The sequence below is a fragment of the Cupriavidus sp. L7L genome, from assembly GCF_004353535.1.
GTDB lineage: Bacteria > Pseudomonadota > Gammaproteobacteria > Burkholderiales > Burkholderiaceae > Cupriavidus > Cupriavidus oxalaticus_A.
The window spans coordinates 233,937-248,242 of sequence record NZ_SMNY01000003.1 but is presented as its reverse complement, the minus strand read 5'-3'; the positions used below and the strand labels follow the sequence as shown (position 1 = coordinate 248,242).

Here is a 14,306-nt window from a genome sequence, read left to right as displayed (position 1 = left end):
TCGACCTCTCTCACGTAGGGCAGGCCACAAGCGCTGGTCACTAACGTGCCAATGGAACCAGCCGCATCAAATGGCGGCAACAGTCCCTCGCCTGGCGCTGGCGTCCCATGGATGCCGCTTTCGTTCTATCAGCTATTCCAACGAATTTCATGTACTGGTAGGCAGCGTCGCCGCTAAGGCAACACGATGCATGACATCGGGTACTCGTTGACCTATGGACCATGGCTCACAAGTTCTAAAGAGGAGCGCCATTGTGAGGGCCGCTTGCATACCTGAAGTTGTATCTACTTTCACCTAAACTTGTGGCTTGCTGATAGGGAGGGGCAAGGATCCTCAATCGAAGAAGGGCCAATCGCAGCGCCTTGATGGCTGTCCGCGGCGTGCGAACCCTGCTCTCCTGAGGGTGTCAGGCCTTGGCCCGTTGCTCCGCGTCCATTCGACGACGAAGCGTTTGGCGGTTGGCTCGGTAGCCTGGCGTGAAGTGAAGTAAAAGTCCTCCCTCCGGGCCTGTTCCAAAGACGTTGTAAATTAAAATATTAGCGATTTTCTTGTTAGTCTCCGTACCGATATTACTTCAATTTTGTGAGTAGTAATTTCGGTACTCTGACGGGGCGGGACTGAGCGGCCGCACTCATTTCGTGCCAAATGCGCTACGCCGATGCGGCCGCCAGTAAATGAATCCCTGCCCTCAACCCTCGAGACTCCAAAGGTCAAATGCTTTCTGAAAACCGGGGGCACTCATGCTTCGTTCGATGCCACTCTGTGCATCGATCTGTAGCTTCATCATCATGGCCGCCGCCAACGCGCGCCATTACGGCGTCGAGGCGTACATGCTGCCGACGCTGGCCGGCGCAGGGGTCTTTACCAGTCTACTGCAGCCGCTCATGGATACTGCTGCATTCGCCCATTTACCAAAGAACCTACCAAACCTACGAGTCAGCCAATGACGGTACTCGGCAGACCGGTACCAGCGACACATGATCGACGATGGCGTCGTCGGCGGGAAATGCCTCGCGCAATATTCAGCTGTCTAGATCCAACAACGTAAACCCCATGATGAAATGCCTTACGCCCCCTTATCCGTGCGAGGTACATGGGGAATCCCCTCTTCCTCGTACAGCCGATAGATCATTTCCAGCATCTCCTTGATGTCACGCGACTCATCCATCGCACGCATACTCATGATGATGGGCGACGTGAGGGTTGGGTCATCCAGTTCCATGTAGCTCACGTCGTCGCGCTTGAGCCCATAGACGCTGCTCGGGACGACTGCAATCCCTTCTCCCGCCGCGACAAGCCCCAATGCAATCTGCAACTCGCGCACGTCATAGATGCGCCGAGGCGTAAGGGCTCGCTCCTGGAAAGCCGAAAGAACCTGGTCAGCGTAGCTTGGCCTCGGTGCCTTGGGAAAAACAATGAGCGTTTCGTAGATGAGGTCTCGAAGCGCGAGCACCGGCTTCGACGTGGAGAGCGGATGACCGACGGGAAGTGCAACGATCATTTTCTCCTCGCGGAGAATCACCCGGCGGATGCTCGCATCCTCGTGTCGAATCCGACCGAACCCTACATCGATACGTCCGTCCTTGAGCGCGCGAATCTGGTCCATCGTCGACATCTCGTGGAGGCTGAGCTCGACCGACTTGTTCTCGTCCCGGAATCGCCGAATGATCTTTGGAAGCATGCCGTAGAGCGTGGACCCCACAAAGCCGACGGACAGACTGCGCTCGATACTGCCAACGCGCCTTGTCATGGATTCCAACTCGTTCGTCTGCGCAATGAGATGTACTGCGTGCGAGTAAAAAAACTTGCCTGTCTCGGTGAGCTTAAGCGGACGAGAGCTTCGTTCGAATAGCTGGACCCCCAACGTTTCTTCGAGCTGCTGTATCTGGCGGCTTAATGGCGGCTGCGCGATATGAAGCCGCTTTGCTGCGCGCGTGAAGTTGCGCTCCTCGGCAACCGCTACAAAGTAGCGAAGATGTCGCAGCTCCATACAATACCTCCCAGATATGATTCCATACTAAAACAGTGTTGGACTGACCGGTTTGCCGTCCTATATTCTGCCATCACGCTCTGTTTCACGGTCACATTATACCTTCTGAGTAAGTTTAGAGTTACCTGAAACAAGGGTTTACCCCACCAAAACAGAAAGTTTAGGAGCAGACATGAGTGTCAAAGTGTTCGACTCGAAGGAAGTGCAGGACCTGCTGAAGGCCGCTGCTAATCTGGGAAGCCACGATGGCAACGCTCGTACCAAGCAGATTACTCATCGTCTGCTGAGCGACCTCTTCAAGGCCATCGACGATTTAGACATGACGCCCGACGAGATTTGGGCCGGCGTGAATTACTTCAACAAGCTTGGGCAAGATGGTGAGGCGGCCCTCTTGGCCGCGGGCCTTGGCCTCGAGAAGTATCTCGACATCCGCATGGATGCAGAGGACCGTGAAGCTGACATCCACGGCGGCACGCCGCGCACGATTGAAGGCCCGCTGTATGTTGCGGGCGCCCCGGTGCGAGCTGGTGTCTCTAAGATTGATCTCAATGCCGACGAAGACGCGGGTCCGCTCATCATCCGTGGCACGGTGACCGGACCGGACGGCAAGCCCGTGGCCGATGCGGTTGTCGAATGCTGGCACGCCAACTCCAAGGGCTTTTACTCGCACTTCGACCCGACCGGCGCCCAGGACGATTTCAACCTTCGCGGCGCGGTGAAGACGGGGGCTGACGGCAAGTACGAGTTCCGCACGCTGATGCCCGTTGGCTACGGTTGTCCGCCGCAAGGCGCGACGCAACAGTTGCTTGACGTGATTGCCCGCCACGGCAACCGCCCGGCGCACGTACACTTCTTCGTAACGAGCGACAAGACTCGCAAGCTCACGACGCAGATCAATATCGAAGGCGACCCGCTGATCTGGGACGACTTCGCTTATGCGACGCGCGAAGAGCTTGTGCCGCACGTTGTCGAGAAAACGGGCGGTGCCGCGCTGGGCCTCAAGGGCGACGCGTACAAGGAAATCGAATTCAACATCGAGTTGACTCCGCTGGTGCAAGGCAAGGACAACCAGCTTGTGAATCGCCCGCGCGCTTCCGCCACGGCGTAACCCCCTCACGCGGCGGCCTCACTCGCCAGGCCGCCAGCTTCCCCGCACGAATTCTCTGAACCGATGCAAGGGCTTGACCACGAAGCCCGCATAGGGAGACGACTCATGTCCGCAACTATCGATAAAGCACGGCAACTGGACGATTTGCTGAGCAACGCCGTCCAGGACGACAAGGAAAATGGTGTTTTCCGTTGTCGCCGAGACATCTTCACGAACGCCGATCTGTACGAACTCGAGATGAAGCACATCTTCGAGAGCAACTGGGTCTACCTCGCGCACGAAAGCCAGGTACCGAACATCAACGATTACTACACGACGTGGATTGGTCGTCAGCCGATTGTCATCACGCGTGACAAGGCCGGTGAGTTGCACGCGGTCATCAACGCATGTGCCCACAAGGGTGCCATGCTGTGCCGCCGCAAGCACGGCAACAAAGGCAGCTTCACCTGCCCGTTCCACGGCTGGACCTTCTCGAACGCCGGCAAGCTGCTGAAGGTAAAGGACGAGAAGACCACCGAGTATCCGGTGCAGTTCAACAAACAGGGATCGCACGACCTGAAGAAGGTTGCGCGCTTCCAGAACTATCGCGGTTTCCTGTTCGGTAGCCTGAGCGAAGACGTGATGCCGCTCGAGGACTATCTCGGCGAGACGAAGATCATCATTGACCAAATCGTCTCGCAGGCGCCGGACGGTCTCGAAGTGTTGCGAGGCAACTCTTCGTACATCTACGACGGCAACTGGAAGATGCAGATGGAAAACGGTTGTGACGGCTATCACGTCAGCACCGTGCACTGGAACTATGCCGCAACGATGGGGCGCCGCCATGTCGAAGGCACCAAGGCCGTCGATGCAAATGGTTGGAGCAAGTCGGTTGCGGGGGTGTATGGCTTCGAGCATGGCCATATCCTGCTTTGGACCAACACGATGAATCCTGAAGTGCGTCCTGTCTATCAACATCGCGACGAAATCGCAGCGCGCGTTGGCGAAGACAAGGCGAAGTACATCGTGAATCAGACGCGCAACCTGTGTCTGTATCCGAACGTGTTCCTGATGGATCAGTTCAGTACCCAGATTCGCGTCGTCCGTCCGATCAGTGTCGACAAGACAGAAGTCAGCATCTTCTGCTTCGCACCAAAGGGCGAAAGCGCAGAGAGCCGCGCGATCCGCATTCGTCAATACGAAGACTTCTTCAACGTCTCAGGCATGGGCACCAGCGACGACCTCGAAGAGTTCCGTGCGTGCCAGGCGGGCTACGCCAGCACGACGTCGATGTGGAACGACATGTCGCGCGGTGCACCGTTGTGGGTCCATGGACCTGACGCGAATGCGAAGGGCATGGGCTTGAACCCACTCATCTCTGGCGAGCGCAGCGAAGATGAAGGTCTCTTTGTGGTTCAACACGAATACTGGGTGCAGGTGATGCGCGAAGCCCTGCGCAAAGAACAGGCGGAGGCAGCCGTATGAGCATCGATTATCAAAAGGTCTGTAGCGCGCTCTATCAAGAGGCGCGCTTTCTGGATGATCGTCAGTGGGACGAGTGGTTGGCTTGCTACACAGCAGACGTCACCTACTGGATGCCGGCCTGGGATGACGATGACAAGCTTACCGAAGACCCGCAAAGCGAAATTTCTCTGATGTACTACTCGGACCGCGGCGGCCTGGAAGACCGGGTGTTCCGTATCAGAACCGAGCGCAGCAGCGCGTCGATGCCGGAGCCGCGCACCAGCCACAACGTCACCAATATCGAAGTGCTGGCGGAGCGGGATAACGAAGTCGACGTTCGATACAACTTCAACACGTTGAGCCATCGCTATAAGGTCACGGACCAGTACTTCGGCACCGCCTGCGTCACCTTCCGCAAAGTTGACGATCGGTTGCTGATTTCGAGCAAAAAGATTGCGCTCAAAAACGACTACATCCGCCAGGTGCTGGACGTCTACCACGTCTGATTGCCACCGGTAGGAATGAGAAAGGACGCAGGAGTTAACATGTCCAGCTACAACATCGCACTGAACTTTGAAGACGGCGTGACCCGCTTTGTCGAATGCAAGGCCGGCGAAAAGGTTCTCGATGCCGCGTTTCGCGCCAAGATCAACCTGCCAATGGATTGCTCCGACGGCGTGTGTGGCACCTGCAAGTGCCGCGCCGAGAGTGGCAGCTACGACCTGGGCGACGACTTCATTGAGGAGGCGTTGAGCGACGACGAGAAAGCCGGCGGTCTCGTGCTCACGTGCCAGATGGTGCCGCAAAGTGACTGCGTTATCGCAGTGCCGGCATCGTCGACGATGTGCAAAACCGAGCAAAGCAAATTCGCTGCGACGGTCACGAAAGTCGAACAGCACAATGATGCGGCGGTGGTCCTAGAGTTGGACGTGGACAGCATCCCTCCGGTCTTCCTCGCTGGCCAGTATGTGAACATCGATGTCCCCGGCAGCGGAAAACATCGCTCGTATTCCTTCTCGTCCGCGCCGGGCGCACCGAAAATCAGCTTCCTGATCAAAAAGATCCCTGGCGGCGTGATGAGCACCTGGCTCGAATCGGCGCAGCCAGGCCACAAAGTGCAACTGACGGGGCCCCTGGGCAGCTTCTACCTCCGGGCAGTGGAGCGTCCCTTGTTGTTCCTGGCTGGCGGCACGGGCCTGGCACCATTCCTGTCGATGCTGGAGGTCCTGGTTCGCGCGAACTCGGAGCAGAAGGTGCATCTCATCTACGGCGTGACACGAGACCTCGACCTGGTCCAGGTTGAGGCTATCGAGGCGTACGTCGCGAAGTTGCCGAACTTTACGTTCAGTACCGTGGTTGCAGAAGCAGAATCGAGCCATCCCCGCAAGGGCTGGGTGACCCAGCACATGCCGGCGGAATGTCTGAACGATGGTGATGTCGACGTGTACCTGTGCGGACCGCCGCCGATGGTCGACGCGGTCCGCAAGTATTTCGACGACAACGGCGTGAAGCCCAACAGCTTCCATTACGAGAAGTTCACGCCCAACGCAGCCCCGGTGACCCCATGAGCGGCAAGCGATTCGAAGGCAAGGTGATGGTGGTCACCGGTGCCGCCCAAGGTATCGGACGCGGCGTCGCGCTACGCGCTGCGGCTGAAGGTGCGAAGGTTCTGTTTGTCGATCGCGCCGACTTCGTCTCCGAGGTCGCAGCGGAAGCGGTTGGGGCCGACACTGCCGGCTTTATTGCCGACCTCGAGACCTATGAAGGCGCAGCCTCCACGATGGCTTTCGCTGTGGAGACGTTTGGCCGAATTGACATTTTGATTAATGGCGTTGGCGGGGCCATTCGCATGCGGCCCTATGCCGAGTTCGAACCGGCTCAGATTGATGCGGAGATCCGCCGCTCGCTCATGCCGACCTTGTACGGCTGCCACGCGGTGCTTCCGCACATGCTTGCTCAAGGACGCGGGTCCATCGTGAACGTTTCCTCGAATGCAACGCGCGGCATCCGTCGCGTGCCGTATTCGGCTGCAAAGGGCGGCGTCAACGCGCTCACCCAGTCGCTTGCGATGGAGTATGGCGAGCACAACATCCGTGTGGTCGCTGCCGCACCCGGTGGAACCCAGGCGCCTCCCCGGCGCGTGCCTCGCAACGCGATTGGAGATAGCGAGCAAGAGAAGGCCTGGATGAGCGAGGCGGTGATGCAGGTGACTGAATCCACCTTCTTCAAACGCTACGGCACGCTTGACGAACAAATCGCGCCGATTCTTTTCCTTGCCTCTGACGAAGCCGGCTACATCACAGGCGCTGTGCTGCCGGTTGCGGGCGGCGACAACGGCTAGCACTCATCGAAGAAGCGACGACAGGAGATGGGGCAGTGAGCTAACGGAGAGCCACTGCCCAGAACGTCGCAACCATTCCAAAAACAATCGAGGAGACAAAGCATGCGTCAGATTGACGTTCACAAGCTCGCAGACGATGCGCGATTCAACAGATTCCACGCTGGCCTGTTGTTCTGGTGCGCGCTCATCATCATCTTTGACGGCTATGACCTTGCCGTCGTGGGCATTGCGCTCCCATCCATCATGAAAGACATGGGCGTCGATGCGACCAGCGCCGGCTTCATGATCAGTTCCGCGCTGTTCGGCATGATGTTCGGCGCAGTCATCATGGGTACTATTGCCGATCGCATTGGCCGGCCCAAAACCATTGCAGTCTGTATTGCGCTCTTCAGCATCTTTACTGCTGCGGCGGGAATGACACATGATCCGATCACGTTCAGCATGACACGGTTTCTTGCCGGATTGGGGATCGGCGGTGTGATGCCCAATGTCGTCGCACAGATGACAGAGTTCTCGCCGCGCAAGATTCGCGGAACCATGGTTACGCTGATGTTTAGCGGGTATTCCGTAGGCGGGATGCTCGCGGCAATCATGGGCAAATCACTGATCGAGACGTACGGTTGGCAATCGGTATTCCTGGCTGCGAGCGTTCCCGTACTTATCATCCCTGCTGTGTTGAAGCTGATGCCGGAGTCACTGCCCTTCCTGATCCAGCGTAATCGTCTGGACACGCTCAAAGCGGTCCTGGTCCAGATGGACCCCACCTACCGCGCTCAGATGACAGACCGGTTCGACTTGCCGCAGGCCGAGAAAGGGTCCAGCGCTCCCATCAGTATGCTCTTCCGTGATGGCCGGGGTTTCAGCACCACGATGCTATGGGTCGCTTTCTTCATGTGCTTGTTCATGGTCTATGCATTGAGTTCCTGGCTCGCGAAACTCATGGCTGGCGCCGGCTATAGCCTCGGCTCGGCACTGACTTTCGTCCTGGTGTTGAACTTTGGCGCGATGGCCGGCGCAATCGGAGGCGGTTGGCTCGCAGACAAGTTCAATATCAAATACGTGCTGGTCGGCATGTACGCACTTGCTGCCGTGTCTATCACGCTACTTGGCTACAAGATGTCGACCGAGGCCTTGTTCTTCGTGGTTGCGCTCGCCGGAGCGTCTACGATCGGCACGCAGATTGTGACGTACGCCTATGCAGGGCAGTACTACCCGGCTACCGTCCGGGGCACGGGCATTGGCTGGGCATCCGGTGTCGGCAGAAGCGGCGCGATCCTGGCGCCCATTGTCATCGGCGTGCTGGTAAGCATGTCCCTGCCACTCCAGCAGAACTTCGCTGCAATGGCAGTGCCTGCTGTCATCGCAGTGCTGGCTGTGCTGCTGATCGACCACAAGCGGTCGGCATCGGTGATCGACAGCAGGTCGAGCCAGGGCGCAGCGGATTCAGAACGGACGATCGTTCTGGACGGTGCCAAACCAGTGCAGAGGTCGCCCTCTCGCTGACCCTGGAGGCACCAGCAATACCGCGTCCGCACAACCCAACCTACTGAGATCAAGCATGACCAAGCCTTGCATTATTTCTGTTGCCATCACGGGATCACTGCCGCGCAAAAAAGACAATCCGGCTGTACCCATCACAGTCAGCGAGCAGGTGGAATCGACCCATGCGGCATTCGAAGCCGGCGCGACCCTAGTCCATCTTCACGTACGCAACGATGACGAAACTCCCACGTCAAATCCCGATCGTTTCGCCCTGGTGCTGGAAGGCATTCGCAAGCACGCGCCGGGCATGATCACCCAGGTGTCCACCGGCGGCCGCTCTGGGGCCGGCAATGAGAGAGGTGCCATGCTATCCCTGCGGCCGGACATGGCATCCTTGGCAACCGGCTCCGTCAACTTCCCGACCCGGGTCTATGACAATTCGCCCGACCTGGTCGACTGGCTCGCTGCCGAAATGAAAACCTACGGCATCAAGCCCGAAGTCGAGGCGTTTGACCTGTCGATGATCTTCCAGGCCGCAGCTATGCAGGCAGCCGGCGCGATCGTCGGTCCCCTGCATATCCAATTTGTCATGGGCATCAAGAACGCAATGCCGGTCGATCGCGAAGTGCTTGAATTCTACGTTCGTACCCTTAATCGCCTATCGCCCGATGCGACCTGGACCGGCGCGGGCATCGGGCGAAATCAACTGACGATGGCTCGCTGGTCTCTCGAACTAGGGGGGCACTGTCGCACCGGGCTCGAGGACAACGTGCGGATGGACAAGAATACGCTCGCCCCGTCCAACGCCGCGCTTGTGCGCCAGGTTGCCGAGCTTTGCGAGGAGTATGGTCGCCCCGTCGCGACCGCAGCCCAGGCTCGCGAAATCCTGAATTTGTGCTAAACCCATTCCCGCATCGCTGCGCATGATAGTCCAGAACCGAATCCTCACATTCGGACTACACGGAGAGCCCTCGCCTCGTCCGGCACGCAGCGCTATGTCCTCCGGATGAAGCCGGTCGGGCAGATCTAAGGCAATGCTGATTAAGTCCTCCAGTTCGTGAGAGTAAGCGTTATCTGAAGAATCACGAGCGCGAAGAGATGAACATGAAGCAGATGACGTTGGCGGCGGGTGCAGATCAAGGGGCAGGATTCGAGCAATACCGCAAGCCAACGCGACGCGAGGCTTTTCTGGCGACGATGGAGACGATCGGCAGGAGCAGCGAGTCTATGGCGATAGCGCCTACGCCAGTCAGCAGGCGCTGATCGCGTCCAAGGCGCCCCGCGCCAAGGACTTCACCAATCAGCGTACGCGCAAGAACGGGCAGATTGACGAAGTGCAACGTGGGAAGAACCGCAACAAATCGAAGATCCGTGCTCGGGTCGAGCATGTCTTTGCCGTAGTCAAACGCCTGTGGGGCTTCACCAAAGTACGCTGCCGTGGCTTGAAGAAGAATGCGGGCCGGGCCTTCACGGCCCTGGCGCTGGCCAATCTGTACCTCAGCCGAGGGCATTTGATGGGAGCAGTCCGTCCGTAAAGGGCGAATGTGGGGCAAGTGCTCCGCCAACACGCCCCATTTGGGGATGCGGTAGGAAAATTCTCGTCATCAGAGCCGAGTTTTTCGCCCGCACACGTTCTTATCAGTCTGAACGCACCAATTCACGCGGCTTGTTCAGCATAGCCTTAGACTTCTACCGAATTCACTGACGCCAAGTTCACAGTTTCATAATCGCCGCGCGGAAGCACCAGCGATTCGAGTTTGGCCACCACATCGGACGGTGTCGCAGTGGACTTAGGTGTATGTGCGTAGATATGTGGGCGCCGCTCCTTGCGATCGAACCAGATCGCCTCGGGGCGTACCTGCTCCGGCCGGCGGTGGGCCAACCAGACGATGGTGTCGGCGCCCTTCTGATGGTCGCGCAGCACGGACTTGAGAATGGCGACGAAGCGCGGCATCGAGCGGTTGACGCTGGCGGTATTGACCCAACCGGGGTGCATCGCATAGAAGCACTTGCCGGTGTTGGCGAAGGCCGCACGCCAATGCGTCATGAGCATCATCTGCGCGCGCTTAGCAAGGCCGTAGGCGCGCACGCCGAGATAGCCGGGGCCGGTGATATTGAGATCGTCGACCACCATCGCGTGGTTGTACATGCCGCCCGACGCCACCTCGATCACGGTGGCATCGTCGCGCAGCATCTTGCGTCCCAGCAATTCGCGCAACAGCAGATAATGGCCGAGAACGTTTGTGGCAAACGAGGTCTCGAGCCCCTCTCGGGTGATGATCTGGTCCCGCTTCTGGATGCCCACATTGTTGACCGCCACATCGATGCGCACCCCGCGCTGCTCCAGGCGGTCAACCAGCGCCCAGACGTCAGCCTGCAGTGAGAAGTCCGCTGTCTCGATCTGTATCGCTTCCGGTCGCGTCACCGAGGCGGCGAACGCCTTCAGCTTGGCGGTGTCTCGCGCCACGCAGATGACGGTAGCGCCGGCCGCCACGGCTTGCCTGGCAGCGGAGGCGCCGATCCCTTCCGAGCCACCGGTGACCAGCCAGGTTTGCCCGCGAAAATCCGGGTTGATCCGGCGCCAGAACATGCGGCGCACGTGATAGCCGATCGCACTGTAGCTCGGTGTGAAGCGGCAATAGAACGCGATGATCTTTTTGAGTGGGGTCTTGGCCATGATACTGGAACGGATAGTTGAGCTGGAATGCGTTGTGCGGTGCCGCGGATCAGCCTTACGCGTGAGGATCGGCGCTCAGGCCGAGGGCCTTCAGCAGCGTCGGACGGTCGTAGTACTCCCGCCACAGCGAGATCAGCGCGCCCTCGAACTCGAGGATGCCGACCGTCGGAACCGAACGGCCAATGCCGTCAATGATGATCTCGTCGATCCGCTCCACGATGAGCGCCTCGTCGGCAGTACCCATGCGCTGGATATGTAGCTTGACATGCTTGTTAGGCTTGGCCGCTTTCTCGATGCGCTCTAAGAATGCTTGCCGCCCCACGCAAGGGTCCAGCATCACAGAGTGCAGCACGCCGTCCGGGGCGATCAGGCTGGCGCATTTTTGCCAATCCTTTGCTTCCCAGGCTTGTTTCATTTCCCTAAAGACATCTTTCTTCTGTTCGGCGGAAAGTGTGGATGCGACCATCTGGATTCCTCTTTTCGTTATCGGTTGAATTGCCGGCTGTCGTCCATGACTGGCCGCTGGTCCTGCGTGGTTCGCGCCCGCGAATTCTGCTGCTATCGAATGCTGCTAGCCCCGCGGGCGAGGGTCTTTACAGTTGAATTACAGTGCTTGCTGTGCTGTCTATCCAGATCAATCTGGAAAATATCTCGTATGTCGAGAAAACGGCGGCACTACGCGGCGCCTCGCACCCGCAGCAACTTCCGTAAAGCGCTGGCAACTGCTGAGGGTTGTTCGAGCGGCGCCATATGTCCCGCCTGCTCGATCCAGGTCAGGCTGGCGCCGGGTACCTGCGCGGCGATTTCCGCAGACAACGCCGGCGGTACAACGCGATCTTCGCGTCCGCAGATGGCGGCGACTGGCATCTGCGCCGCAAGCAACGCAGCACGCGTATCGTGCCGGGACGTGATGGCGCGGATCTGACGAGCGAAGACGTCGGGACCAAGCGTTTCGAACATCGTGCGCAGCACTTGGGCCGGGACGCTGTCCCGGCCCTGCGCGGGATGGAGATTAAGCGCCAGCAGTTTGTGTGTCAGCGCCGAGAAATCCGTCTCGACTGCGTCGAGCAGCGCCTTGCGGCCGGCCGTCTGTTCTGGACTCTCGGGCCGCATGGACGTACCGAGCAGCGCGAGGTGGGACACGCGCGATGGCGCCTGCGCCACGATTTCCTGCGCGACGTAGCCTCCCATCGAAAAGCCGGCCAGCGCGAAGCTCCCTTGCTGCTGCGCCAGCACGCTCCGCGCCATCTCAGCAATGCTGGTCTGCCAGCTCAGATCTGCAATGTGGACATCCGCCACGTCGGCGAGTTCGGCGGCGATAGGATCCCATACGCGGGCCGTGTTCATCATGCCCGGTAGCAGCCATAGTCTGATGCGTTCCAATGCAGTCTCCGTTGACTAAAGTCGGGGCGTCGCGCGTTGTTCCCTGCTTGCCATGACAGTACGTTCACCGAATTCCCATCATCGCGCGATTGCTCGTGTCAGCGGACCGGTGGCCCCCGTTTGTCGCGATTACAAGGGAAGGACTTTCGCCGTACAAGCGGAATTTGATATATTTGCTCAATGGATGAGAAAAATGTCGTTGCTACCCCGGTGTCCGGCACGCAAAGTGCAGCCAGAGCCTTGTCGCTGCTCCGGCATGTCGGCGCCAACCATGGCTCCGGCATTCGGCTGCGCGATCTGATCGAGGTGTCAGGACTTGATCGCTCGACCACGCATCGTCTGCTGATGTGTCTGATCGAAGAGGGCTTCGTCGAGCGCATCGGTACCACTAAGCTCTACCGGCTCGGAATCGAGGCTCTGCAATGGGGGTTCTCGTCCGCCGGGCTGTCCAGCGTAAGCGATCGTTTTCGCCCGTTGATGCAGCGGCTGGCCCGCCAGACCGGTGACACGGTATTCCTGCTCGTGCGCAGCGGTGATTTCGCCGTGTGCCTGTGCCGAGAGGAGGGCGACTATCCGGTCAAGGCCTTCATCGTGCAAGTCGGCATTCGGCGCCTGCTCGCCACCAGCGCAGTGGGTGTCTCCATCATGGCGATGCTGCCCGATGAAGAGATTGCGCAAATGCTGGCAAGAAATGGCAAGGAGTACAGCCGGCTCGGTATCAGCGCAACCCAGCTGCGCCAGCTAATCGCACGCGCACGAAAGCTCGGTTACTCGGAGTCGGCGGATCCACATGTCGAAATGAGCGGTGTAGGATGCGCGTTCGCGCTCACCCGCAACAGCTATGCAGGGATTAGTATCGCGGCGATCAACTCGAGGATGCCGGCGAAGCGTCGCGCGGAACTGGGCGAGTTGCTGGTGCAAGAAGTCGGCCCGTTTGGTTGGCGCGGAGAGGGATAATAGACACGGCAAGGCGCGGCTGGCCTCGCCTGGTCTCACATCAGCTGACGGGCCAAAGTTTGCAATTTCGGCCCGATCTCTTCCAGCAGCCAGGATCGGTTCAGTGGACGTCCCTGGAACGCGCAGTTAAGCGCGGCGGGCTCACCGCGATCAATCCGGCCGAGTGGCACGGCCACCGCCTGCACATCGGGGAAGATTTCGCCGACCGACACGCAAGCCCCCCAGCGCGAATACTCGGCCATGTTGCGGCGTAACTCCGCCTGGTGCCGCTGCCACTCCTCCGGCGCGCGGACCCGCAACTGGTTCATCAAGGCCTCGCGCTCCGATGGCGCGCATGACATCAGGTAAGCTCGCCCGATCGCGGTCCCGGCGAGGGACTGCCGCGTCCCCACATCCAGTGGATAAACCTTGTGGTGGTGCGAGCGTATTGCCTCGATATAGACGACGCTGAGGCGGTCCCGGATACCGATCGACACCGAGCCTCCCGTACTTTCGGCAAGTTCGAGCAGGTAGGGTCGTGCGCGCCGGCGAATCGTGAACAATTCCAGTAGCGGGTAGCTCAGCGCGAGCACCGCACTTCCGAGCCGGTATTTGCCGTGGGGCTCGTCCTGTGCCAGATAGCCCATCGCCACCAAGGTGTAGGTAAGTCGCGAAATGGTCGCCACCGGCAGCTCCAGCCGGCGCGAAAGTTCCTTGTTACCCAGTACCGGCTCCTCCGGCGTAAAGCAGCGCAACAGCGCGATCCCGCGCGCCAGCGTCGTGGCGAATTGGCGGTCCCCCTCGTATTCGAGCAGGTCGAGCGGTACGCGGCGCGGAATGGACATGATCAGGCCGATTATGACATATCGAAACAATCACCAGTATATCAAAAATGCTGGCCGTGTTCCCGAGGCAGCTCCCTAGACTGACGCCATCGATCTTCACC

Annotated in this window: 14 protein-coding genes and 1 pseudogene; 10 read left to right on the top strand and 5 right to left on the bottom strand. The window is 59.2% G+C overall.

Annotated elements, in window-relative coordinates:
• Window positions 1–740: 740 nt before the first annotated feature.
• Window positions 741–947: a hypothetical protein gene (locus E1J61_RS03140; protein ID WP_133092693.1), complete on the top strand. Its 207-nt coding sequence runs from the start codon at window positions 741–743 to the stop codon at window positions 945–947.
• A 119-nt stretch (window positions 948–1,066) separates the two neighbouring features.
• On the opposite strand, the gene E1J61_RS03135 is transcribed toward E1J61_RS03140, so the two are convergent.
• Window positions 1,067–1,990 (bottom strand): LysR family transcriptional regulator, encoded by a 924-nt coding sequence (locus E1J61_RS03135; RefSeq protein WP_133092692.1) that lies wholly within the window; start codon window positions 1,988–1,990, stop codon window positions 1,067–1,069.
• 172 nt (window positions 1,991–2,162) lie between these two features.
• Between E1J61_RS03135 and catA the strand changes: the two genes are divergently transcribed.
• The 8 genes and pseudogenes from catA to E1J61_RS03095 form a co-directional block, all read left to right on the top strand.
• The gene (gene catA, locus E1J61_RS03130; protein ID WP_133092691.1) at window positions 2,163–3,098 is read left to right on the top strand and encodes a catechol 1,2-dioxygenase; all 936 of its coding nucleotides are present in this window, start codon (window positions 2,163–2,165) and stop codon (window positions 3,096–3,098) included.
• A gap of 105 nt (window positions 3,099–3,203) precedes the next feature.
• Complete coding sequence (locus E1J61_RS03125; protein ID WP_133092690.1) at window positions 3,204–4,562, top strand: Rieske 2Fe-2S domain-containing protein; 1,359 nt, start codon at window positions 3,204–3,206, stop codon at window positions 4,560–4,562.
• Window positions 4,559–5,047, top strand: coding sequence for a benzoate 1,2-dioxygenase small subunit (gene benB / locus E1J61_RS03120; protein ID WP_133092689.1), 489 nt, complete (start codon window positions 4,559–4,561; stop codon window positions 5,045–5,047). The genes E1J61_RS03125 and benB overlap by 4 nt, the downstream gene beginning before the upstream one ends.
• 39 nt (window positions 5,048–5,086) lie before the next feature.
• On the top strand, window positions 5,087–6,109 hold the full coding sequence (gene benC, locus E1J61_RS03115) for a benzoate 1,2-dioxygenase electron transfer component BenC (protein WP_133092688.1): 1,023 nt from the start codon (window positions 5,087–5,089) through the stop codon (window positions 6,107–6,109).
• On the top strand, window positions 6,106–6,882 hold the full coding sequence (gene benD, locus E1J61_RS03110) for a benzoate diol dehydrogenase BenD (RefSeq protein ID WP_133092687.1): 777 nt from the start codon (window positions 6,106–6,108) through the stop codon (window positions 6,880–6,882). Before benC ends, benD begins: the two co-directional genes overlap by 4 nt.
• Window positions 6,883–6,984: 102 nt before the next feature.
• Window positions 6,985–8,385: an aromatic acid/H+ symport family MFS transporter gene (locus E1J61_RS03105; RefSeq protein WP_133092686.1), complete on the top strand. Its 1,401-nt coding sequence runs from the start codon at window positions 6,985–6,987 to the stop codon at window positions 8,383–8,385.
• Window positions 8,386–8,440: 55 nt separating this feature from the next.
• Complete coding sequence (locus E1J61_RS03100; RefSeq protein WP_133092685.1) at window positions 8,441–9,265, top strand: 3-keto-5-aminohexanoate cleavage protein; 825 nt, start codon at window positions 8,441–8,443, stop codon at window positions 9,263–9,265.
• 310 nt (window positions 9,266–9,575) lie between these two features.
• Window positions 9,576–9,899: pseudogene (locus tag E1J61_RS03095) on the top strand (transposase); the annotation flags it as partial.
• 146 nt (window positions 9,900–10,045) lie between these two features.
• On the opposite strand, the gene E1J61_RS03090 reads toward E1J61_RS03095, so the two are convergent.
• From E1J61_RS03090 to E1J61_RS03080, 3 genes are all read right to left on the bottom strand, one after another.
• Window positions 10,046–11,041, bottom strand: coding sequence for an SDR family NAD(P)-dependent oxidoreductase (locus tag E1J61_RS03090; RefSeq protein WP_133092684.1), 996 nt, complete (start codon window positions 11,039–11,041; stop codon window positions 10,046–10,048).
• A 55-nt stretch (window positions 11,042–11,096) separates the two neighbouring features.
• Window positions 11,097–11,507, bottom strand: a complete 411-nt coding sequence (locus E1J61_RS03085) for a limonene-1,2-epoxide hydrolase family protein (protein ID WP_133092683.1) — start codon at window positions 11,505–11,507, stop codon at window positions 11,097–11,099.
• 209 nt (window positions 11,508–11,716) lie between these two features.
• Window positions 11,717–12,424 (bottom strand): alpha/beta fold hydrolase, encoded by a 708-nt coding sequence (locus tag E1J61_RS03080; protein WP_133092682.1) that lies wholly within the window; start codon window positions 12,422–12,424, stop codon window positions 11,717–11,719.
• A gap of 180 nt (window positions 12,425–12,604) precedes the next feature.
• On the opposite strand from E1J61_RS03080, the gene E1J61_RS03075 reads away from it, so the two are divergent.
• Window positions 12,605–13,381: an IclR family transcriptional regulator gene (locus E1J61_RS03075; protein ID WP_133092681.1), complete on the top strand. Its 777-nt coding sequence runs from the start codon at window positions 12,605–12,607 to the stop codon at window positions 13,379–13,381.
• Window positions 13,382–13,416: 35 nt separating this feature from the next.
• Here E1J61_RS03075 and E1J61_RS03070 read toward each other — a convergent pair whose 3' ends face one another.
• A complete protein-coding gene (locus E1J61_RS03070; protein ID WP_133092680.1) occupies window positions 13,417–14,205 on the bottom strand; it encodes an IclR family transcriptional regulator in 789 nt (262 codons plus the stop codon).
• Between the last annotated feature and the right edge of the window lie 101 nt (window positions 14,206–14,306).

Bases quoted from the DNA above. Each gene is read 5' to 3' on its own strand.
- E1J61_RS03140 (WP_133092693.1), top strand. From the start codon at position 741: ATGCTTCGTTCGATGCCACTCTGTGCATCGATCTGTAGCTTCATCATC.
- E1J61_RS03135 (WP_133092692.1), bottom strand. From the start codon at position 1,990: ATGGAGCTGCGACATCTTCGCTACTTTGTAGCGGTTGCCGAGGAGCGC.
- catA (WP_133092691.1), top strand. From the start codon at position 2,163: ATGAGTGTCAAAGTGTTCGACTCGAAGGAAGTGCAGGACCTGCTGAAG.
- E1J61_RS03125 (WP_133092690.1), top strand. From the start codon at position 3,204: ATGTCCGCAACTATCGATAAAGCACGGCAACTGGACGATTTGCTGAGC.
- benB (WP_133092689.1), top strand. From the start codon at position 4,559: ATGAGCATCGATTATCAAAAGGTCTGTAGCGCGCTCTATCAAGAGGCG.
- benC (WP_133092688.1), top strand. From the start codon at position 5,087: ATGTCCAGCTACAACATCGCACTGAACTTTGAAGACGGCGTGACCCGC.
- benD (WP_133092687.1), top strand. From the start codon at position 6,106: ATGAGCGGCAAGCGATTCGAAGGCAAGGTGATGGTGGTCACCGGTGCC.
- E1J61_RS03105 (WP_133092686.1), top strand. From the start codon at position 6,985: ATGCGTCAGATTGACGTTCACAAGCTCGCAGACGATGCGCGATTCAAC.
- E1J61_RS03100 (WP_133092685.1), top strand. From the start codon at position 8,441: ATGACCAAGCCTTGCATTATTTCTGTTGCCATCACGGGATCACTGCCG.
- E1J61_RS03090 (WP_133092684.1), bottom strand. From the start codon at position 11,041: ATGGCCAAGACCCCACTCAAAAAGATCATCGCGTTCTATTGCCGCTTC.
- E1J61_RS03085 (WP_133092683.1), bottom strand. From the start codon at position 11,507: ATGGTCGCATCCACACTTTCCGCCGAACAGAAGAAAGATGTCTTTAGG.
- E1J61_RS03075 (WP_133092681.1), top strand. From the start codon at position 12,605: ATGGATGAGAAAAATGTCGTTGCTACCCCGGTGTCCGGCACGCAAAGT.
- E1J61_RS03070 (WP_133092680.1), bottom strand. From the start codon at position 14,205: ATGTCCATTCCGCGCCGCGTACCGCTCGACCTGCTCGAATACGAGGGG.